General features: G+C 65.5%; 19 protein-coding genes and 1 pseudogene. 8 read left to right on the top strand and 12 right to left on the bottom strand.

The features are described 5' to 3' along the window. Nucleotides 1-4: 4 nt before the first annotated feature. The 11 genes and pseudogenes from KBC94_RS26130 to KBC94_RS26080 form a co-directional block, all read right to left on the bottom strand. A complete protein-coding gene (locus KBC94_RS26130) occupies nucleotides 5-277 on the bottom strand; it encodes a VirB3 family type IV secretion system protein (protein ID WP_017407881.1) in 273 nt (90 codons plus the stop codon). Beyond that, complete coding sequence (locus tag KBC94_RS26125) at nucleotides 274-657, bottom strand: TrbC/VirB2 family protein (protein WP_035884625.1); 384 nt, start codon at nucleotides 655-657, stop codon at nucleotides 274-276. Before KBC94_RS26125 ends, KBC94_RS26130 begins: the two co-directional genes overlap by 4 nt. Next, nucleotides 654-1692, bottom strand: a pseudogene (gene trbB, locus KBC94_RS26120) (P-type conjugative transfer ATPase TrbB). Before trbB ends, KBC94_RS26125 begins: the two are co-directional and overlap by 4 nt. After that, a complete protein-coding gene (locus KBC94_RS26115) occupies nucleotides 1689-2135 on the bottom strand; it encodes a CopG family transcriptional regulator (RefSeq protein ID WP_017407929.1) in 447 nt (148 codons plus the stop codon). The pseudogene trbB and the gene KBC94_RS26115 overlap by 4 nt, the downstream one beginning before the upstream one ends. After that, entirely contained in the window at nucleotides 2132-4129 is a 1998-nt protein-coding gene (locus tag KBC94_RS26110; RefSeq protein WP_035884626.1) for a conjugal transfer protein TraG, read from the bottom strand. Before KBC94_RS26110 ends, KBC94_RS26115 begins: the two co-directional genes overlap by 4 nt. A 217-nt stretch (nucleotides 4130-4346) precedes the next feature. Continuing rightward, complete coding sequence (locus tag KBC94_RS26105) at nucleotides 4347-4574, bottom strand: EexN family lipoprotein (RefSeq protein WP_016452519.1); 228 nt, start codon at nucleotides 4572-4574, stop codon at nucleotides 4347-4349. A gap of 25 nt (nucleotides 4575-4599) precedes the next feature. After that, on the bottom strand, nucleotides 4600-5514 hold the full coding sequence (locus tag KBC94_RS26100; RefSeq protein ID WP_016452520.1) for a LysR family transcriptional regulator: 915 nt from the start codon (nucleotides 5512-5514) through the stop codon (nucleotides 4600-4602). A gap of 17 nt (nucleotides 5515-5531) precedes the next feature. Beyond that, a complete protein-coding gene (locus KBC94_RS26095) occupies nucleotides 5532-6476 on the bottom strand; it encodes an FAD-binding protein (protein WP_026382503.1) in 945 nt (314 codons plus the stop codon). 1 nt (nucleotide 6477) lies between these two features. After that, nucleotides 6478-7227, bottom strand: coding sequence for an electron transfer flavoprotein subunit beta/FixA family protein (locus tag KBC94_RS26090; protein ID WP_035884627.1), 750 nt, complete (start codon nucleotides 7225-7227; stop codon nucleotides 6478-6480). Nucleotides 7228-7251: 24 nt separating this feature from the next. After that, entirely contained in the window at nucleotides 7252-9033 is a 1782-nt protein-coding gene (locus KBC94_RS26085) for an acyl-CoA dehydrogenase (protein ID WP_016452523.1), read from the bottom strand. A 157-nt stretch (nucleotides 9034-9190) separates the two neighbouring features. Beyond that, nucleotides 9191-9892, bottom strand: coding sequence for a nitroreductase (locus KBC94_RS26080; RefSeq protein WP_016452524.1), 702 nt, complete (start codon nucleotides 9890-9892; stop codon nucleotides 9191-9193). Between the two features lie 294 nt (nucleotides 9893-10186). On the opposite strand from KBC94_RS26080, the gene KBC94_RS26075 reads away from it, so the two are divergent. After that, nucleotides 10187-11215: an AraC family transcriptional regulator gene (locus KBC94_RS26075; protein WP_016452525.1), complete on the top strand. Its 1029-nt coding sequence runs from the start codon at nucleotides 10187-10189 to the stop codon at nucleotides 11213-11215. Between the two features lie 22 nt (nucleotides 11216-11237). On the opposite strand, the gene KBC94_RS26070 is transcribed toward KBC94_RS26075, so the two are convergent. Next, nucleotides 11238-12008 carry an SDR family oxidoreductase gene (locus tag KBC94_RS26070; RefSeq protein WP_026062536.1) on the bottom strand — a complete coding sequence of 257 codons (771 nt, stop codon included), beginning with the start codon at nucleotides 12006-12008 and terminating at the stop codon, nucleotides 11238-11240. 286 nt (nucleotides 12009-12294) lie between these two features. Between KBC94_RS26070 and KBC94_RS26065 the strand changes: the two genes are divergently transcribed. From KBC94_RS26065 to KBC94_RS26035, 7 genes are all read left to right on the top strand, one after another. Further along, a complete protein-coding gene (locus tag KBC94_RS26065; protein ID WP_017405984.1) occupies nucleotides 12295-13326 on the top strand; it encodes a helix-turn-helix domain-containing protein in 1032 nt (343 codons plus the stop codon). A 147-nt stretch (nucleotides 13327-13473) separates the two neighbouring features. Continuing rightward, nucleotides 13474-14619 (top strand): acyl-CoA dehydrogenase family protein, encoded by a 1146-nt coding sequence (locus tag KBC94_RS26060; RefSeq protein WP_016452528.1) that lies wholly within the window; start codon nucleotides 13474-13476, stop codon nucleotides 14617-14619. 11 nt (nucleotides 14620-14630) lie between these two features. Continuing rightward, complete coding sequence (locus tag KBC94_RS26055) at nucleotides 14631-15683, top strand: CaiB/BaiF CoA-transferase family protein (RefSeq protein ID WP_035884637.1); 1053 nt, start codon at nucleotides 14631-14633, stop codon at nucleotides 15681-15683. 11 nt (nucleotides 15684-15694) lie between these two features. Then, nucleotides 15695-17362, top strand: a complete 1668-nt coding sequence (locus KBC94_RS26050) for a long-chain fatty acid--CoA ligase (RefSeq protein WP_017405987.1) — start codon at nucleotides 15695-15697, stop codon at nucleotides 17360-17362. Nucleotides 17363-17406: 44 nt separating this feature from the next. After that, nucleotides 17407-18588, top strand: coding sequence for a thiolase family protein (locus tag KBC94_RS26045; protein WP_017405988.1), 1182 nt, complete (start codon nucleotides 17407-17409; stop codon nucleotides 18586-18588). Further along, nucleotides 18585-19385 (top strand): enoyl-CoA hydratase-related protein, encoded by an 801-nt coding sequence (locus tag KBC94_RS26040; protein WP_017405989.1) that lies wholly within the window; start codon nucleotides 18585-18587, stop codon nucleotides 19383-19385. Before KBC94_RS26045 ends, KBC94_RS26040 begins: the two co-directional genes overlap by 4 nt. Before the next feature lie 29 nt (nucleotides 19386-19414). Further along, nucleotides 19415-20197, top strand: a complete 783-nt coding sequence (locus KBC94_RS26035; protein WP_026062537.1) for an SDR family NAD(P)-dependent oxidoreductase — start codon at nucleotides 19415-19417, stop codon at nucleotides 20195-20197. The last annotated feature ends 63 nt before the right edge of the window (nucleotides 20198-20260 follow it).

Below are 20260 nucleotides of genomic sequence, written 5' to 3'. Positions count from 1 at the left end.
CACCTCACACGTCCAGCAGCGGCCGGTGCTTGATGTGGCGGGCGAAGACCTGCATGAACTGCGGATCGACACGAGCGCCCCAGACCGCCAGCGCATGGCCGACGATCCAGAGCACCACGCCCGGAATCCACATCTGCAAGCCCAGGCCCACGGCAGCGGCCAAGGTGCCGTTGGTGATGGCCACGGTGCGCGGGGCACCGCCCATCAGAATCGGCTCGGTCAAAGACCGATGCAGCGGCACCTCGAAGCCAGGCATCCCATCGTGCGGGCCGTTCATACGACGGCCCCACCGGAGAAGCTGAAGAACGACAGGAAGAAGCTCGAAGCCGCGAACGCGATCGATAGGCCAAAGACGATCTGGATCAGCTTGCGGAAGCCGCCCGAGGTATCGCCGAAGGCCAGCGCCAGGCCCGTGGCAATGATGATGATGACCGCGATGATCCGGGCCACAGGTCCCTGGATCGACTCCAGGATGGATTGCAGCGGGCCTTCCCACGGCATCGACGAACCGGCGGCCTGAGCCGCGCCCGCAAGCAGCAGCATCAGCGCCGCGAGCATCAAGCCCTGCATGGCCGGGCGAGCCAGGCTATCCAGCCGCGGTGGCCGAGGAAGCGGATACGCGGAAAAACGGAAAGCAGGAACGATCATCTGCGTCATGGCAGTTCTCCAGAGTGGTCAGGGGACAGGGGGGGAAAAGTCGGACTGCGGCAGCAACTCCGGGAATGGAGCCTCCAGCGCGTCCGCCAGGTGATACCCAACGCCATCGAAGCCGACGACGCGAGCGATGCTCTCGATGCGGCGCTTGCGTCCGCGCCCGGCGATGTGGATGACCACGTTGACCGCTTCCGCGATCAGCGCACGGGGCGGGTTCACCGCCACTTCGAGAATCAGTTGCTCCAGGCGCAGCAGTGCGCCCAGCGCGGAGCCGGCGTGGATCGTGGCGATGCCGCCCGGATGGCCGGTGCCCCACACCTTGATGAGATCCAGCGCCTCGGCGCCGCGCACTTCGCCGACGATCACGCGATCCGGCCGAAGGCGCATGGACGAGCGCACCAGCTCGGTCATGGACACCACGCCCGCGCGTGTGCGCAGCGGCACGTGGTCGCGGGCCGCGCATTGCAGCTCCACCGTGTCTTCGAGCACCAGCACGCGGTCGCCGGTGGCGGCGATCTCGGAAAGCAAGGCATTGGCGAGCGTGGTCTTGCCGGTGCTAGTGCCACCTGCGATCAGAATGTTCTTGCGCTCGCGCACTGCACGCACCAGCAAGCCCGCCTGCGCGGCGGTCATCATTCCATCCTCGATGTAGCGCGACAGCGGGATCACGCCAAAGGCGCGCTTGCGCAGTGCGAAGGCAGGCCCCGGCGCGGCCGGCGGCAAGATGCCCTCGAAGCGTTCGCCCGTCTCGGGCAGCTCCGCCGTCAACAGCGGCTGGCCCCGATGCACCTCGGCACCGACATGGGCCGCCACGAGCCGAATAATGCGTTCACCGTCCGCTTCGGACAGCTCCACGCCCATCGGCGCGCGGCCCGTGGAAAGCCGATCCACCCAGAGCGTCCGGTCGGGGTTGAGCATGATTTCCACCACGTCCGGGTCTTCGAGCGCAGCGGCGATCAGCGGCCCCATCGCTGTGCGCAACATCTGGATGCGGCGATCTAGCGAAACGGCGGTGAAGGAAGAAGGCGTGGTACTCATGACGTACGCTCCTGCACTTCACCCATGCGCGAAGGGTCGGGATGCAGTTCCTCCACCACGTCGCGCACCAGACTGCGCCCACGCAGCAGGTGGCGGCCCAACTGCTCCACGAACTGCTCGAAGCGGGCCTTGCCCTGGGCGCGAGCGGCGTCCTGATGTGCTTCGGGCACGGGTGTGCTGACCGTGAGGAAGTAGCGGATGAACAGCGCCAGCGTCTCGATCTGAATGTTCTGGTCGCGCTCCATGCGCTCGGCGTGGCGCGACAGCCGATCCAACCGTTTGGCAATGGCCGCCTCCCGCTGGTCGGCGGCATCGGGCGACAGCCACGATGCGAGTGCCGCCGCGACGATGCTGGACTTCGATACGCCTTTGGTGGCGGCCAGTTCGTCGAGCCGTTTGCTGTGCTCCGGCTGAATGAACACATTGAGGCGGTGCTGGGTCATAGGTCGATTCCGTCGTCAGGGTCGAGGGAAGCCAGCCGGGCCGTGCGTTGCAGGGCCGGATCGAACCGGCGCGGGAGGGGAAGCGGCATGTCGTCGTCATCGAGCAGGCCAAGGTCGGCCACGGGTGCGGCCTGCTCGGGGTCGTAGGCGACGGTTTCGGAAAGCTCGGGCTGACGGCGCGGACCACCGTCGTCGGTCGAACCCAAGTTCTCCAGGCCATCAGCGGACGCCGCGGCCGGTGCGGCGGGAATCGCCAGTCCGCTCCAGTCGTCGGGACGCGATGGCGGCGCGTCGGCGTATCGCTCGCTCGCCAGCGCGGGCGGCGGCAACACGCGCCGCTTGAAATTGCTGTCCGCGTAGTAGCGCAGCTTCTTGGCCTTGATCGGCGCCACGCTGGACACCATCACCACTGCTTCGTCGGGCGGAAGCTGCATGACTTCGCCCGGCGTCAACAGCGGGCGCGCGGTTTCCTGGCGCGACACCATCAAGTGCCCGAGCCACGGCGCGAGCCGGTGGCCCGCGTAGTTGCGCTGCGCGCGCAGCTCGGTCGCAGTGCCGAGCGTCTCGGAGATCCGTTTGGCGGTGCGCTCATCGTTGGTGGCGAACGTCACGCGCACATGGCAGTTGTCCAGGATCGAATGGTTCTGGCCGTAGGCTTTGTCGATCTGGTTGAGCGACTGCGCGATGAGGAAGCTGCGGATGCCATAGCCAGCCATGAAGGCCAACGCCGTCTCGAAGAAGTCGAGGCGTCCGAGTGCCGGAAACTCATCGAGCATCAGCAGCAGCTTGTGACGACGCTCGATGCCGTCGCTGCCATCGAGTGATTCGGTGAGGCGCCGGCCGATCTGGTTGAGGATCAGGCGGATCAGCGGCTTCGTCCGCGAAATGTCCGAAGGCGGCACCACCAGGTACAGCGACCCCGGATGCTCGGCCGCGATCAGGTCGGCAATGCGCCAGTCGCAGCGCGAGGTGACTTCGGCCACCGTCGGGTCGCGGTAGAGGCCGAGGAACGACATGGCCGTGGACAACACGCCCGAGCGTTCGTTGTCCGATTTGTTGAGCACTTCGCGCGCCGCCGAGGAAACGACCGGATGCGGGCCATCGCCGAGATGCGATGTGGTCATCATCCGATGCAGCGTCAGCTCAAAGGGACAAGCCGGGTCGCTGAGGAAGTTGGCGACACCGCGCAGCGTCTTGTCTTCGCCCGCGTAGAGCACATGCAGAATGGCCCCGACCAGCAATGCGTGCGAAGTCTTCTCCCAGTGGTTGCGCTTCTCCAGCGCGCCATCGGGATCGACCAGGATGTCCGCGATGTTCTGCACGTCGCGCACCTCATGCGCGCCGCGCCGGACTTCCAGCAGCGGGTTGTAGGCCGCCGACTTGCTGTCCGTCGGATTGAACAGCAGGCAATGCGAGAAGCGCGAACGCCAACCTGCGGTGATGCTCCAGTTCTCGCCCTTGATGTCGTGGATGACGGCAGACGCTGGCCAAGAAAGAAGCGTTGGCACCACCAGGCCCACGCCCTTGCCTGAGCGCGTGGGCGCGAAGGTCAGGACATGTTCCGGGCCCTCGTGCCGCAGGTACTGCTGCCGATGCAGGCCGAGGAACACGCCTGCAGGCTGGTCAAGGCCCGCCTTGTGAATGTCCTCCGCGTTGGCCCAGCGCGCCGTGCCGTAGGTCGTGACCAGCTTGGACTGGCGCGAGCGCCAGATCGACATGCCGATGGCAACCACCACCGCGATCAGGCCGCTGCCTGCGGCAATGGCACCGCCCACGTCGAATACATGCGGCGCGTAGGCGTCGAAGAAGAACCACCACTCGAACAGGCGCCAGGGGTGATAGACCGGCGTGCCGAGGAAATCGAACCAGGGCGAACCCAGGCGTAGCTGGTAGCCCAGCGCCGCTGCTGTCCATTGCGTGGCGCTCCATACGCCAGCGATCACGATGCCGAAGACAACGGCAATCTGACCGAACAGCACGTTCGTTCCTTGCATTGGCCAACCTCCCGCTACGGCACAGGGACATGCCGTAGTGCCGAGGATCAAGGCGAGCGTGCAGGTCGGTCAAAGACCGTTATAGCGGGGATTCAGGCCAAAATGGCCAGACTTCTTGCTGTGGCGAAGGCAATAAAAATGCCGCATGCGCGAGCGCGCTGCGGCGTGATGAGGTAACAGCAAGAACTCTGTCGCGGCCAGGCGACGGCGCGGGGCGCTATTTGGATTGCTGTTCCGGCCGATCGCCGAAGAAACGCCGGTTGGCGGCTTCGGCCGCACGGCGGCAGAGTTCTTCTCCTGCCTTCGCGCGGTCTTCCTTGCACAGGCGCTGGACTTCTTTGAGGCGCTCGGGATGGGCAACGAGGAAGTCCACGGTTTCCGTCGGTTGGGATGGTCCACAGCCCGTCAGTGCGGCAACCATCAGCAGCGGCAGGAATCGGGTCATGGCTTGGGTCCTTTCAGCAGGTGGATCAGGAGTCCTCGGCGGCGCTGGAGCCATCCGCCGAATCAATGGAGGCCACTCGTTCGATGAACCGGGCCAGCATTTCGGAGGGCTCCACGTCACGGTGCAGCAGATACGTGGCCAGCATCTGCGGCTTGCCCGCCAAGCGCCGGGCCACAACACCTGGCCCACGGCCGGATGCAATGTGCGCGGCGCCCGCCAAACCGAGCGCCAATCCGGCTGAGACCAAGGTCATCATCACCTCATAGGACGCCACGCGCTGGGCGATCAGTGGCTGTTGCTCGTAGCGCTGCAAAACGCGATCAACTTGGCGTGCATGGCCTTCGCATATCGCCGGATCGCATAGCGCCAGCGGATAGCGCAACACTTCTTCCAACGGCACGTGCTTGTGGGCCAGAACAGGATGGCGAGCTGGGACCGCCACCATCAGTTCGTCTTCCCATGCAGGCCTGACCACAATGCCGTCGCCCACCTCTTCGGCCATCGAAAAGCCGACGTCATACAGGTCATCGTGCAGACCCTTGATCTGTTGATCCAACGGCACCTCAAATAGCCGAACATCAATCTCTGGATCTTCCGCTCGGCACTGTGCCAGCAGCGTCGGCATTCGCGAGGGCGTGATGCCATCGGACAAAGCGATGCGCAACTGTCGCTGAAACCCACTGGCGGCGGACTTGACGCCGTCACACGCCTGTTTCAGAGCTTCGAAGATTCGCGGCACCCGCTCCAGGAATGCCATTCCGGCAAAGGTCAGGCGGGTGCTTCGCGTGGTTCGCGTGAACAGTTGCGCCCCGAGCTCTTCCTCTATCTCCTTGATGGTGCGCGACAAAGGGGACTGATCGATGTGCAGCTTTTCCGCTGCGCGGCCGAAGTGAAGTTCTTCGGCCACCGCTATAAAGCAACGTAAATGCCGAAGCTCCATGGTGTATCTCATCCAATTTAAAAGGCCTTGACGAATTCCGGCACAACTGCGAAAAGGTCCGCCTCCAGCCCGTAGTCGGCCACGCTGAAGATCGGGGCCTCGGGGTCCTTGTTGATCGCCACGATCACCTTGGAGTCCTTCATGCCGGCCAGGTGCTGGATGGCGCCCGAGATGCCGGCGGCAATGTACAACTGCGGCGCGACGATCTTGCCCGTCTGGCCCACTTGCAGGTCGTTGGGGGCGTAGCCCGCATCCACGGCAGCACGGCTGGCGCCGATGGCAGCGCCCAGCTTGTCGGCCAGGGGGGTGATGACTTCGTCGAACTTTTCCTTGCTGCCCAGCGCACGGCCACCAGACACGATGATCTTGGCGGCGGTGAGTTCGGGGCGGTCGCTCTTGGCGATCTCGCTGCCCACGTAGCTGCTCTTGCCAGCGTCGGCGGCCGCAGCAGCGGTTTCGACAGCGGCGCTGCCACCCGTGGCGGCGGCGGCGTCAAAGCCGGTGGTGCGCACGGTGATGACCTTCACGGCATCAGCAGACTGCACGGTGGCGATGGCGTTGCCGGCGTAGATGGGGCGCTCGAAGGTATCGGCGGAGATGACCTTGGTGATGTCGCTGATCTGGGCGACGTCGAGCTTGGCAGCCACGCGCGGGGCCACGTTCTTGCCGCTGGCGGTGGCGGGGAACAGGATGTGGCTGTAGTTGCCGGCACCACTGCCATGGAGTGCCAGCACCTGGGCGGCCACGTTCTCGGCGAGGCCGTGGGCCAGGCTGGCGCCGTCGGCGTGGATGACCTTGGCAACGCCGGCGATCTGGCTGGCTTGCTGTGCGGCAGCGCCGGCGTTGTGGCCGGCCACCAGCACGTGCACGTCGCCGCCGCAGGCTGCGGCGGCCGTCACGGTGTTGAGCGTCGCGCCCTTGATGGTCGCGTTGTCGTGTTCAGCGATTACGAGTACGGTCATGTCAGATCACCTTCGCTTCGTTCTTGAGTTTCTCGACCAGGGCGGCCACGTCGGCCACCTTCACGCCGGCGCCGCGCTTGGCGGGTTCGCTGACCTTCAAGGTCTTCAGGCGCGGGGCCACGTCCACGCCGAGGTCTTCGGGCTTGACGGTGTCCAGCGGCTTTTTCTTGGCCTTCATGATGTTGGGCAGCGTGACGTAGCGCGGCTCGTTCAGGCGCAGGTCGGCGGTGATGACGGCGGGCAGCGTAAGGCTGAGGGTTTCCAGGCCGCCGTCCACTTCGCGGGTCACGGCTGCCTTGTCGCCGGCGATCTCGACCTTGGAGGCGAAGGTGGCTTGCGGCAGGTCGGCCAGCGCCGCCAGCATCTGGCCGGTCTGGTTGCAGTCGTCGTCGATGGCCTGCTTGCCCAGGATCACGAGGCCGGGCTGTTCATTGTCGATCAGGGCCTTGAGCAGCTTAGCCACGGCCAGCGGCTGCAGTTCTTCATTGGTCTCGACCAGGATGCCGCGGTCGGCACCGATGGCCATGGCGGTGCGCAGCGTCTCCTGGCATTGGGACACGCCGCACGAGACGGCGACGATCTCCGTTGCCGCGCCTTTCTCCTTGAGCCGCACAGCCTCTTCGACGGCAATCTCGTCGAAGGGGTTCATGCTCATTTTGACATTGGCGATGTCCACGCCGCTGCCATCGCTCTGGACGCGGACCTTGACGTTGTAGTCAACCACCCGCTTGACGGGAACCAGGATTTTCATGGGAGGGTTTCCTTTCAGGATCATTCAGAGTTGATCATCCGCCAGGGCCAGCGTGCTGGCGGCGCCGCCCGTGACGATGTCGCGCAACATCGGCGCCTGCACTAGGACATGCGCTGCGTAGTGGCTGGCCGTGGCACGCTTGGCGCCGAGAAAGCCCGCATCGCCAGATCTCGCCGCGAGTTGCGCAGTGGCGGCTTCGGCCATGCGCGCCGACAGCCAGCCGCCGATCACCGTGCCCGCCAGCCGCAAGAAGGGCACGGCGCCCGCCGCGCACTGCGCGGGTTGGTCGTCGTGGGCCAGCAGCCAGTCGGCCGCGTCCCCCAGCGCACGCGCCGAAGCCGCTAACACGCCGCCGATCTGCGCCAGCGCGGCATCGGGCATCTCGGCCAACCGGCGCGCATCGCCGTCGATGCGGCCCAGCAGTGCCTTCAGCGTGCGCCCGCCCTCGCGCGCCAGCTTGCGGCCAATCAGGTCGTTGGCCTGGATGCCCGTCGTGCCTTCGTAGATGGTCGTGATGCGCGCGTCGCGCAAGTGCTGTGAGGCGCCGGTTTCCTCGACGTAACCCATGCCGCCATGCACCTGCACACCATCGGACGTGATGCCCTGTGCGCTGTCGGTGCACCAGCCCTTGACCACCGGGATCAGCAGGCCGACCAGGGCCAGCGCCTGCTCGCGCTCTTGCGCGTCGGCGTGGCCTGCGGCGCGGTCCATCTGGCCGGCGCAGAAATAGGCCAATGCGCGCATGGCCTCGGTGCGGGCCTTCATGTCCATCAGCATGCGCCGCACGTCCGGGTGGCCGGCGATGGTGGTGCTGCCGCTGAGCAGTGGCTTGCCCTGCACCCGCTCCAGCGCGTAGGCGCGTGCGCGCTGGTAGGCGCGCTCGGCGATGCCCACGCCTTCAAGGCCGACGTTCAGCCGCGCATGGTTCATCATCGTGAACATGCAGGCCAGCCCCTGGTTCGGCTCGCCGACCAGGTAGCCGATCGCGCCCCCGCAGTCGCCAAAGCTCATCGACGCCGTGGGGCTGCCGTGGATGCCCATCTTGTGCTCGATGGAGGTGCAGGCCAGGTCGTTGCGTTCGCCCAGGGAGCCGTCGTCGTTGACCAGGTACTTCGGGCACAGGAACAGCGAGATGCCTTTCACGCCGGGCGGTGCATCGGGCAGGCGCGCCAGCACGAGGTGGACGATGTTCTCGGCCATGTCGTGCTCGCCCCAGGTGATGAAGATCTTGTTTCCGCTGACGCGGTAATGGTCGCCTTCGGGCACGGCGCGACTGCGCAGCGCGGCCAAGTCGGAGCCTGCTTGGGGCTCGGTGAGGTTCATGGTGCCGGTCCAGCGGCCCGCGACCATGGGCTCCAGGAAGCGGCGCTTGAGTGCGTCGCTGCCATGGTGCGCAATGGCTTCCACCGCGCCCAGCGTGAGCATCTGGCACAGGCTGAACGCGAGGTTGGACGACTTCCACATCTCCAGCACGGCTGTGGACACCAGCGTGGGCAGGCCCTGGCCGCCCCATTCGGTGGCAGCGGGCATGCCGTTCCAGCCGTTCTCGCAGAAGCTGGCCCAGGCTTCGCGAAAGCCATCGGCTGGCGTGACCTGGCCGTCGTGCCAGCGCGCGCCCTGCACGTCGCCGGTGCGGTTCAGCGGATCAAGCACGCCGGTGGCGTAGTGGGCAGCCTCCTGCAGGATGGCCTCGACCAGGTCGGGCGTGGTTTCTTCATGGCCCGGCTGGGCACAGATCGCATCCAGGCCTCCGACTTCCTTCATCGTGAACAGCATGTCGCGCAAGGGCGCGGCGTAGGTAGACATTGCTTACTCCTCTTTGTGGGTTCAACCCGTCTGCCCCATAGGGCATTCATCCATGCATGACCCTACCCACCAGGACAAGGCCCGGTCGATCAACCGCTTCAGGGCGGCTGAATTTCTCAGGCGGCTTACGACGCGATTAGTTGGTATGACAAGATTTCTAGAAGCCGCTGAAGCGTGTGAAGTTCTCGACCGGCTCACGCTCGGTGCGCACGCGGTTCACCACGGCCGCCGGGTCGGCATAGCCCAGTGCCATGCCGCACAGGACCATCTGCCCGTCCGGGATTTGCAGGGCTTCAGCCAGAAGGCGCGGGTAAAGGGTCCACGCCATCTGCGAACAGGTATCCAGGCCTCGTGCGCGGGCCGCCAGCATGATGTTCTGTAAGAACATCCCGTAGTCCACCCAACTGCTCTGCACCATGCGCCGGTCCAAGGTGAAGATCAAACCGACCGGCGCATCGAAGAAGGCAAAGTTGCGTGCATGTTGAGCGCGCATGGCATCCGTATCTCCCTTGGAGATTCCGACTGCGGCATAAAGAGCGAAACCGCACCGACGCCGCCTGGTCAGGTAGGGCTCGAAGAACTCGGCCGGGTAGATGTCGTATTCGGACTGGTGCTCTCCCTCTTCATGGTGAAAGGCGTGCAATACACGGTCGCATAGGCGCTTCCTCGCCTCGCCCGCCACGGCAATGACATGCCACGGCTGGGTGTTGGTGCCACTGGGCGCGCTGGCTGCCACCGACAGAATCTGGGCCACCGCTTCTTGCGACACCGGGGTCGGCAGAAAGGCGCGCACGGAACGACGTTCGCGCATCACCGCATCAATCAGCATGTTGCGCAAAGGCACGGCGCAGACAGACATTCACTCTCTCCTGGTTGCTGGGCTATTCGGGTGAGCACACCGACATGCCGTTGCCGAAGAAGCATTCATGCGAATGCATCGATGCCGAACGTCCACGGGTCGTCCCTGGGTGTGCTACCAAGCGGTATTCTGGGCACTCGGCACATACGCGTCTTGCCCGCCAGTGCATGGCGAGTTGACTTTGTATGCACAAGGCAAAATCCGGTTGACCGCAGCCGGACGCTACATCGTTAGCGGGCCGTTTTCTTGGTGTAATTTCGGATTCAGCGCCAGCTATCGTTGCTCCCTTTGACCATGTTGAAACCCGTCGTCACTGTTCCTGTTTTTGCCGTGCATGGCCTGCTCGACGGCGCGCGCAGCAAAGGACTGGCCACCGAGTCCTGGCTGGATGGCGTTCTGGCGCAGGCCCGCATCGCCGAGTCGCTGCTGCATCTGGAGCAGTCGCGTGTGACCATAGAGCAATACATCGCACTCTTCAGTGCCGTGAAGAACAGCTTGGACGACGAATGCCTAGGCCATCTACACGGTCGGCCGTTGCGCTGCGGCAGCTTTGCGCTGATGGCTCGCTCTACGCTCGGGGCCAAGACGCTGGCAGCCGCCTTGCAGCGCGTGAGTGCATCCTTCGCCCTGCTGCAGGACGACGTGGCGCTTGTGCCCGTCTCTGATGGCTTGCTCAAGGGTGCTGCTCTGGACGTGCGCCACGCCCTGGGCAAACATTCAGACTTCCTGCACGGGCTGCTGTTGCGCGTTTTCTGGCGTCTGCTGGTATGGCTGCACGGCGGCCGACTGGTGCCCAGAGGGCTCGATTTTGCCTTCGAGCCACCGCCGCGTGCCGCAGACTATGCCCAAATCTTCTCGGGCACGTTGCGGTTCGGGCAGGCGCGGTCGGCGGTCTGGTTCGAGGCATCCGCATTCACGCAGCCGATGCGCCGTGACACCGCCGCGCTCCAGACCTTTTTGCGTGCCACACCGGGCAACCTGATCGGCCCGCGTCTAATCGAGCGGACAGCCAGCGCGCGGGTGCGCGCGCTATTGCAGCAAGCGTGCCCGGAGTGGCCCGATCTGACTGTCGCCGCGCAGCGCTTGCACATGTCGGTCAGCGCACTGCAGCGGCATCTGGCCGTGGAGGGCAAGTCCTTTCAGGTGCTGAAGGACGAGTTACGGCGCGACATGGCGATCGTTCGGTTGACCAGCACCGATGCCGCGCTGAGCGCCATCGCCGCCGAGTTGGGGTTCGCCGACGGCACCGCCTTCCAGCGGGCCTTCAAGTCATGGACCGGCAGCACGCCAGGCGTCTATCGTTCGCGCACCCAAAAAACGTAGCGCTGCTTCGACGCGGTCGCACTCAAAGCGACGAGCACAGATGCCCGCCATCCACTGGCACGCAGGCGCCGGTCATCCACGACCCGGCCTCGGTCGCGAACAGCAGGAACAGACCGTTGAGCTCCTCCGGCTTACCCAGGCGGCGCATCGGGATGCGCTTGATAAGCGCCTTGCCATGGTCGGTATCCCACATGGCATCGGTCATCTCGGTGTCGATGTAGCCCGGCTCGATGGCATTGACGCGAATGCCGTGGCGCGCCCATTCGAGCGCCAGGCTCTTGGTCATGTGCACGACTGCAGCCTTGGACGTGGCATACAGCATGGCGCCCGGCATCACGCGTTCGCCCAGGATCGATGCGATGTTGATGACTGAGCCTCCCCGCCCCGCATCCACCCAGCGCTGCGCGGCACGCGCGGCCACCAGCCACACGCCGCGCACGTTGGTCTCCATCAGCGAGTCGAAGTCGGACGCAGGCAGCGTGAGCGACAAGGCGTCGTTGGAAGCCCCGGCGTTGTTAACCACCACGTCGAGGATGGTGCCCGAGGCGTCTATCTCGGCGAAGGCGTCGTCGATGGACTGCTCGGAAGCCACATCCATTTCCAGCACCGTGACCTGAGGCGAACCGAGCTTTTCGAGTTCCTGGGCGAGTTTGTCGAGCCGCGCCTTGCGCCGCGCCCCAATCACTACCTTGGCCTTGCAACCAGCAGCCAGCCGAGCGAAGTTCTCGCCCAGGCCCGACGAGGCCCCCGTGACCAGCACCCGCTTGCCTGCCAGCATTGCACCCAGATCCATCATCGTCTCCTTGCATCTTCAGTTCGCCGTCGATGCCGGGAGGTTAGCGCAGGGCCGCTCGGCTGCGGGGTTGCCTCGCTCCCCCATCCGTCGAAAGAGGTGCCTTGTCAGTTGATCGAGACCATCCGTCATTGCCGCGCCAAGCACCGCTGCCTACGATTGCCTGTATGCCTTGGGTACCCTGAGCGCCGCACGAAAGCACGCCACGGTGTCGACGCTCCGGTCCCGATGGGCTGCGGCGTCTGGGGGCAGATTCAGGAGACGACAAGTGCTGCAACAGTCACCCATGGAATGGTCCATCGACCATGCGCCCATCGAGGGCAGGATAGATGCGACGGAAGCGATCCTCAAGGACTCCTTCCAGCGCTGGAGTCTTTCCTCCCCGGCGAAGCCTGCTGCATTCCAGGCGAAGTTGCGGCGACACGAACTCGCCGGAGCCTCCTTGGTATGCACCGTGACCGGTGCTTGCGTCGAGCAGTCTCCTCCTGGACATTCGTCATTCGACGATGAGTTCTGCCTGGGGCTGCAGCTGAACCTGAGCGGCCGAGTACAGTTGCAGCAGTGGGACACGCCAATCTGCGAGGGCGACATGTTCCTCTGGCGTACCGATCAGCGGCAAGACTATGAGGTGCTGGAACGAACCCACAGCGTGTCGTTGATGATTCCCTGGCAGCTCATGCGCGAGCATCTACCGGGCCGCAAGCAGCCGCCCGCAGCCTGCCGCATTGACAGTCACACAGGCGTGGGCTCACTGCTCAGCCAACACCTGATGGGGTTGGCAAAGGAGATCGGCGCCGTGCCGCCCTCCGCCCACGTCGCCCTTTGCCGCACGGTGATCGGGCTTCTGGACATTGCGCTGCCAGAGCCGGAGAGCGCCACTCGATTCACGGCCATGGCCGCGTTGCGCGAACGAGTACTTGCCTACATCGCCCAGCATTTTCAAGAGGATGACCTGAGTCCGGCACGCATCGCCGCGGCGCACGGTATTTCACTGCGTTACCTTCATGCGCTGTTTGCGCAGGGCGATACCACGGTGGTCGGCCACATCCTGGAAAGCCGATTGCAAGCGTGCTGGCGGACACTCGTTGACCCGGTCTGCCGGCATCTGCAGGTCTCGGCGATCGCCTTTCACTGGGGCTTCAACTCCACCAGCCATTTCTGCCGCGCATTCAAACAACGCTTTGGAGTGTCGCCCAGCGATGCACGCGGCATGACTGCTCACGGCTCCGCCATCGGCCCGGTCGAGTCAGCCGGGCTTTCCCTTGCACACGCAAAGTCAACTTGCCATGCACTGGCGGGCAAGACGCGCACGGGCTGAATGCCGACCATATGCCCTGGACAGACTGAGAACGCAGAGATTCGACGCTTCGCCCGCCCCGTTGTGGGTATGCGGGCATGACCCGGGGCCGCATCGCTGGCCAAGTTTTCAAACCTTCATCGTACAAACCTTCTGAGGAGCGCTCCCATGCTGCCGCAATTGCACCGTCAACCCTGGATGGACAGCGACATCGAGACCTTTCGCGACCAGGTGCGCCGCTACATCGCCGCCGAGATGGCTCCGCACCTGCCCGCTTGGCGCGAACAGGGCTACGTCCCGCGCGAGACCTGGCGGCCCTTCGGCGAGATGGGGTTCATGCTGCCCGAAATGCCCGAAGCCTACGGCGGCACCGGGGCCAGCATTGCCTACCAGCTGGTGGTACAGGATGAGTTGACCAGAGCGGAAATGCCCAACAACGTCCAGGTGAACAGCATCGCTGCGCACTACATCATGGACTACGGCACCGAGGAGCAGAAGCAGCGCTGGCTGCCCAAGCTGAGCAGCGGCGAGATGCTGCTCGGCATTGCGATGACCGAACCCGGCTGCGGGACGGACCTCAAGGCCATCGCCACCCGCGCGCGCCGTGATGGCGACCACTACGTGATCGACGGTGCCAAGACCTTCATCACCAACGGCTACACCTGCAATCTGCTGATTGTGGTCGCACGCACCGGCGAGGCGGGCAGCCGAGGCCTTTCGCTGATCGTGGTGGAGACCGAGAACCTGCCAGGGTTCCGCGTGGGCCGCCTGCTCGACAAGATCGGCCTGCATGCGTCGGACACCGCCGAACTCTTCTTCGACGGGGTGCGCGTGCCGGTCGATCAAGTCCTGGGGGGCGTCGAAGGGCTTGGTTTCAAGCAGTTGATGGGCCAGTTGCCCTACGAACGCATGACCATCGCCGTGCCTGCGGCGGCCATCATCGACCGGGCCCTGGAACTCACCGTCGAATACACGAAGGAGCGCAAGATTTTCGGCGCACCGCTGTTCGAGATGCAGACCACGCGCCACAAGCTGGCCGAGATCGCCACCACCGCTCACGTGGTGCGCACCTTCGTCAACGACTGCATCCAGCGGCTGCTGGACGGAAAGCTCGACGCCGAAGCCGCGTACATGGCCAAGTGGTGGTGCAGCGAGCAGCAGTGCCGCGTGGTGGACGAGTGCCTGCAGATGTTCGGCGGCTACGGCTACATGTACGAATACCCGATCGCGCGCATGTACACCACCTCGCGCGTGCAGAAGATCTACGGCGGCGCGAACGAGGTCATGAAAGAACTGATTGCGAGGAAGCTGTGAACGCCTCGCACATGCTGCAAAAGCCACTGCACGGCGTCCGTGTGGTGGAGTTCGAAGGGATCGGGCCGGGCCCGCTGGCCGCCATGATGCTGGCCGACATGGGTGCCGAGGTGATTGCGCTGACACGGGCCGAGCAGGCCGCCGGGGCGCAGCCGCTGGGCGGGGCGGCGGCCAACCCGCTGCACCGGGGCAAGACGGTCGAGATCACCGACCTGAAGTCGCCCGGCGGCAAGGCGCGCGCCCTGGATCTGATCGGCCAGTCCGACGTTCTGATCGAAGGCTTTCGCCCCGGCGTGATGGAACGGCTGGGGTTCGGCCCCGCCGAATGCGCGGCGCGCAACCCCAAGCTGGTCTATGGCCGGATGACGGGCTGGGGCCAGGACGGCCCGCTCTCCCGGGCCGCTGGCCACGACCTGAACTACGTGGCGCTGACGGGCCTGCTGTCGCTGTCGGCCCGCAAGGGGCAGATGCCCATCGTGCCGCCCTCGGTGCTCGGGGACGCGGCCGGGGCGCTGGGCATGGCCTTCGGTGTCGCCTGCGCGCTGGTCGATGCGCGCGGTAACGGTAGGGGCAGTGGCCGCGGCCGGGTCGTGGATGCCGCCATCATCGACATCGTGGCCATGATGGGCACGCTGGTGCATTGGATTCGCGCCAATGGGCAGATCGACGGCACGAAGCCGAGCCCGTTTCACGATTCGCCGTTCTATGACGTGTACGCCTGTGCCGACGGCGGCTTCATCAGCCTCGCGGTGGTGGAGCCCGCGTTCCACGCACTGCTGCTGTCGAAGCTGGGCCTGACGGACGTGAACCCTGCCGACCAGTACGACACGACGACGTGGCCAGCGCTGAAGGAGCGCATTGCGGCCCTCATCCGCAGCCAACCCAGGGCGCACTGGTGCGCGTTGCTCGAAGGCAGCGACGCCTGCTTCGCGCCCGTGCTCAGCCTGGCCGAGGCGGCGCGGCATCCGCACAACGCGGCACGGGGTATCTACCAGACCACCCCCTCCGGCGCCATCGAGGCGGCCCCGGCCCCACGGTTCCAGGCACTCAACGCAATTACTTAGGAGACCAGAAAATGACCAGCACCACCCAGCCCATCCGCGGCTGCCCGTCCACCACGGGCAACGAACGCCAGCTCAACACCACGACGCTGATCCGGCACGCCGCGCGCACCCACGGGGACCAGGAGATCGTCTACCGCACACCCGATGGCGGCTGGGATCGCTACACCTATGCCGACTGCTACGCGCGCGTCTGCCGCAGCGCCAATGCGCTGCGCGCGCTCGGTGTCGAGCCGGGCGACCGCGTCGGTGTGCTGGACTGGAACAGCCGGCGCCACTTCGAGCTGTACTGGTCCATCCCCGGCCTGGGCGCGGTCATGCTGCAGATGAATCTGCGCCTGGGCGCCGAGGACCTGGGCTACGTGGTCGGCCACAGCAAGGTGTCTTACGTTTGCGTGGACGAGTCCTTGCTGCCGATCGCCGAATCCGTCGCAGCGAACTCGCCCCAGATCAAGGGCTGGATCGTGATGACCGACAAGCCGCTGGACCAGATCAAGACCACGCTGAAACCGCTGCTGCACTACGAAGACCTGCTGGCCGCTGCTGATGCCAAGATCGACTGGCCCGAGATCGACGAAACCTCGGCTTACAGCGCCTGCTACACCACCGGCACCACGGGCAAACCCAAGGGCGTGTACTACTCGCACCGCGGCATCTACCTGCACTCCACGGGCATGGCCACCAACATGGGCATGACGCTGGACGACTGCGTCATGCTCATCACGCCCATGTTCCACGGGCAGTGCTGGGGCTTACCACAGGCCGCCACGCTGCTGGCCGACAAGATCGTGCTGCCGGGACGCTACGCTGCCGAGGACACCAAGCCGCTGGTCGACACCATGATTGCCGAGGGCGTGACCATCACCAACGGCGCACCGGCCATCTTCCAACCGATGCTGCAGTACATCGAGACGCTGCCGGTCAAGCCGGACTTCAGCCGCATGCGCATGCTGTCCGGCGCGAGCGAGCCGCCGCTGTCGATGATGATCGGCTTCCACGAACTCACGGGTGCCGAGGTGGTGCACGGCTACGGCGCCACCGAAGCCACGACGCTGGTGACCGTCAACCGCCTCAAGCCCACGTTGAGGAAGCGCTTGACTCAGGACGAGCGGTGGAATCTCAAGCGCAAGCAGGGCCTGGTCCTGACCGGCGTGGACATCCGCATCCTCGATGCCAACGACCAGGATCTGCCGCACGACGGCCAGTCGGCCGGCGAGATTTGCCTGCGCGGCCCCTGGATCACGACCAGTTACCACGACATGCCCGATTCGGGCGATCGCTTCCTGGAGGGCGGCTGGTGGCGCTCGGGCGATGTCGGCACGGTGGACGAGAACGGCTACCTCAAGGTTACCGACCGCATCAAGGACGTGATCAAGAGCGGTGGCGAATGGATCTCTTCCATCGACATGGAAAACCTGCTCATGGGCCACCCGGCCGTGCGCGACGCCGCGGTGGTCGGGGTTCCGCATCCGAAGTGGCAGGAGCGGCCGCTGGCCCTGGTGGTGCTGAGGCCCGGCCAGCAGGCGACCCAGGAGCAATTGCAGGAACACCTGACCAGCGCCTTCGCAAAGTGGCAGTTGCCGGATCAGATCCTGTTCGTCGAGACCATCCCCAAGACCAGCGTCGGCAAGATCGACAAGAAGCGCATCCGCGTCGAGCAGGCAGAGCGCTACGCCGCCTGAACGCCACTTTGCGTGACACCCAGTTTCTTACACAGGAGAACCAGATGAATGACCATGAACCCGTTATCGTCGGTGCGCTGCGCACCCCCGTGGGCAAGCGCGGCGGGCGCCTGCACAAGTGGCATCCCGTCGATCTGATGGCCGAGACGCTGCGCCAGTTGGTCGAGCGGTCCGGCGTCAACCCCGCCGATCTGGACGACGTGATCATCGGCTGCGTGCTGCAGTGGGACCAGCAGCACGGCAACCTGGGCCGACATGCCGTATTGGCGGCGGGGCTGCCCGAATCCGTGCCGGCGGTGACGGTCGATCGGCAATGCGGCTCGGGCCAGCAGGCGGTGAGTTTTGCCGTGCATGGCATCCAGGCGGGTGCCTACCAGTTGGCCATCGGCGGGGGGGTGGAGTCGATGTCGCAGGCGCCACTGCCGCCGTCGTTCAAGCCCGGCGCGCCGCTCGGTTCGCAATACAGCCCGCGCGAACTGGCGCGCTACCAGGACAACCCGCTGATACCGCAAGGCGTTTCGTCGGAGTTGCTGAACACGCGCTTCGGCCTCACGCGTGAAACCCTGGATGCCTCCGCAGTGCGGAGCCATAAGCGCGCCACCGAGGCGATTCAGGCCGGTCGCATCAAGGACCAACTGGTGCATCTGACCGAGGACCCGGCCGACCCGAACAGTCCGGTCGTCGCCGCCGACGAGGGCGTGCGCGCCAACCCCGACCCCGAAAAGATGGCCACGCTGAAAGCCGTGTTTGCCGCCAACGGCACCACCACCGCCGGCAACTCGTCGCAGGTCAGCGATGGTGCCGCCGCGCTGCTGATCGCCAGCCGCGCCTATGCCAAGAAGCATGGCCTGAAGCCGCGTGCGCGCTTCGTCAGCACGGCAGTGGCCGCCGCCGACCCGGTGATCCAGTTCACCGCCGTGCTCGACTCCACCCGCAAGGCACTGAAGGAATCGGGCCTGACCATCAACGACATCGACCTGTTCGAGGTCAACGAGGCTTTCGGCGGCGTACCGCTGATGTTCCAGCAGGAGTTCGGCATCCCGGACGACCGCCTCAACGTCAATGGCGGCTCGATGGCCATCGGCCATCCGCTGGGCTCCACCGGCGCGCGCATGCTCACCGACCTGCTGTATGAACTGGAGCGCCGGGGCGGCCGCTATGGCCTGCAGACCATCTGCGAGGCTTCGGGCACGGCCAACACCACCATCATCGAGCGGCTTGCATGAGCGGGGCCACCATGAGCGAAGCCAGTGAAGTGCTCGTGAGCCGTGACGGCGCCGTCGTCACCCTGACCATCAACCGCCCGCGTGCGAAGAACAGCCTGAACCGCGCGGTATTCGATGGCCTGCGCGCGCAGCTTGCGCAACTGCGCGACGACGATGCCGTGCGAGCCGTCATCATCACCGGCGCCGAGGACGTGTTTTGCGCGGGCGCCGACATCACGGCCTTTGAAGTGCTGCGTGCCGCGCCGCTGCTGGGCGACCGCTCGGCAACGGGCTGGGACTTTTTTGCGGCGCTGGGGCGCTTCCCCAAGCCCGTCATCGCGGCGGTGGAAAAGGTCGCGCTGGGCGGCGGCATGGAACTGGCGCTGGCCTGCGACATCGTGATTGCTGGCGAGTCCGCCAAGTTCGGCGTGCCGGAAGTCAAGCTGGGCGCCATTCCCGGTGCCGGCGGCACCCAGCGCCTGGTTCACGCCATCGGCAAGTCCAAGGCCATGGCGCTGCTGCTGACCGGCGATTTCATGGACGCCCGCAAGGCATGCGACGTTGGCATCGTCGCCGAAGTGACGGCTGATGGCCAGGCCCTGCCGACGGCGCTGGCGATGGCCTGCCGGATTGCGGCCAATTCGCCGCTGGCCGTGGCGCTGGCGAAAGATGCGGCCCTGGCCAGCTTTGAAACCCCGCTCGCGCAGGGCCTGGAGCATGAGAAGCGCAATTTCGTTGTCGCTTTGCGTTCGGCCGACAACCTCGAAGGGCAAGCGGCATTCCTGGGCAAGCGCACCCCCAAATTCACCGGCCAATAACGCCTGTCTGTCATCTTCAAGGAAAAACCATGCAACTCAATTCCGACATTTCTGCCGTCATCACCGGGGGGGCTTCCGGCCTGGGGGCCGCCACGGCCCGGCGTTTGGCCAGCCATGGCGTCAAGGTCGCCATCTTCGACATGAACGAAGCCGTCGGCCAGGCGTTGGCCAGCGAGCTTGGCGGTGTTTACTGCAACGTGGACGTGACGTCCGAGGAGCAGGTGGACGCGGCCTTCGCCAAAGCCCGTGCCGCGATCGGGCAGGAACGCATTCTGGTCAACTGCGCCGGCACGGCCGACGCCGTCAAGACCGTCAGTCGCGACCGGAAAACGGGCGAGATCCGCCCGAGTGCGGTGGATCGCTTCAACCGCATCGTGCAGATCAACCTGGTGGGCACGTTCCGCTGCATTGCCAAATCGACGGCGGGCATGCTGGCGCTGGAACCGCTGGCCGACGGCGACCGCGGCGTCGTGGTCAACACCGCTTCGGCCGCTGCGGTGGACGGCCAGGTCGGCCAGGCCAGCTATGCCGCCAGCAAGGCCGCCGTCATGGGCATGACCTTGCCGATCGCACGCGACCTGATGGACGAAGGCGTTCGCGTCAACACCATCCTGCCGGGGATCTTCGGCACCCCCTTGCTGCTGGCCCTGCCGGACAACGTCAAGCAGGCGCTGGCGGCCAGCGTGCCCTTTCCCAAGCGTTTGGGCGACCCCGATGAATTCGCGCAGGCCGTCGAGTTTCTGGTCACTTGCGGCTACATGAACGCTGAGTCCATCCGCGTGGATGGGGCCCTCCGCATGGCGCCGCGCTGACGCCTTGAACCCTCGAAGAGCTGCGCATGATGTCGTCAACCCGAGAAAGCCACGCAACGGGAG

The sequence above is a fragment of the Pseudacidovorax sp. genome (assembly GCF_017991995.1).
Classification (GTDB): Bacteria; Pseudomonadota; Gammaproteobacteria; order Burkholderiales; family Burkholderiaceae_C; genus Xenophilus.
The sequence above is the reverse complement of the archived record's forward strand: the minus strand, read 5'-3'. Positions and strand labels throughout refer to the sequence as shown.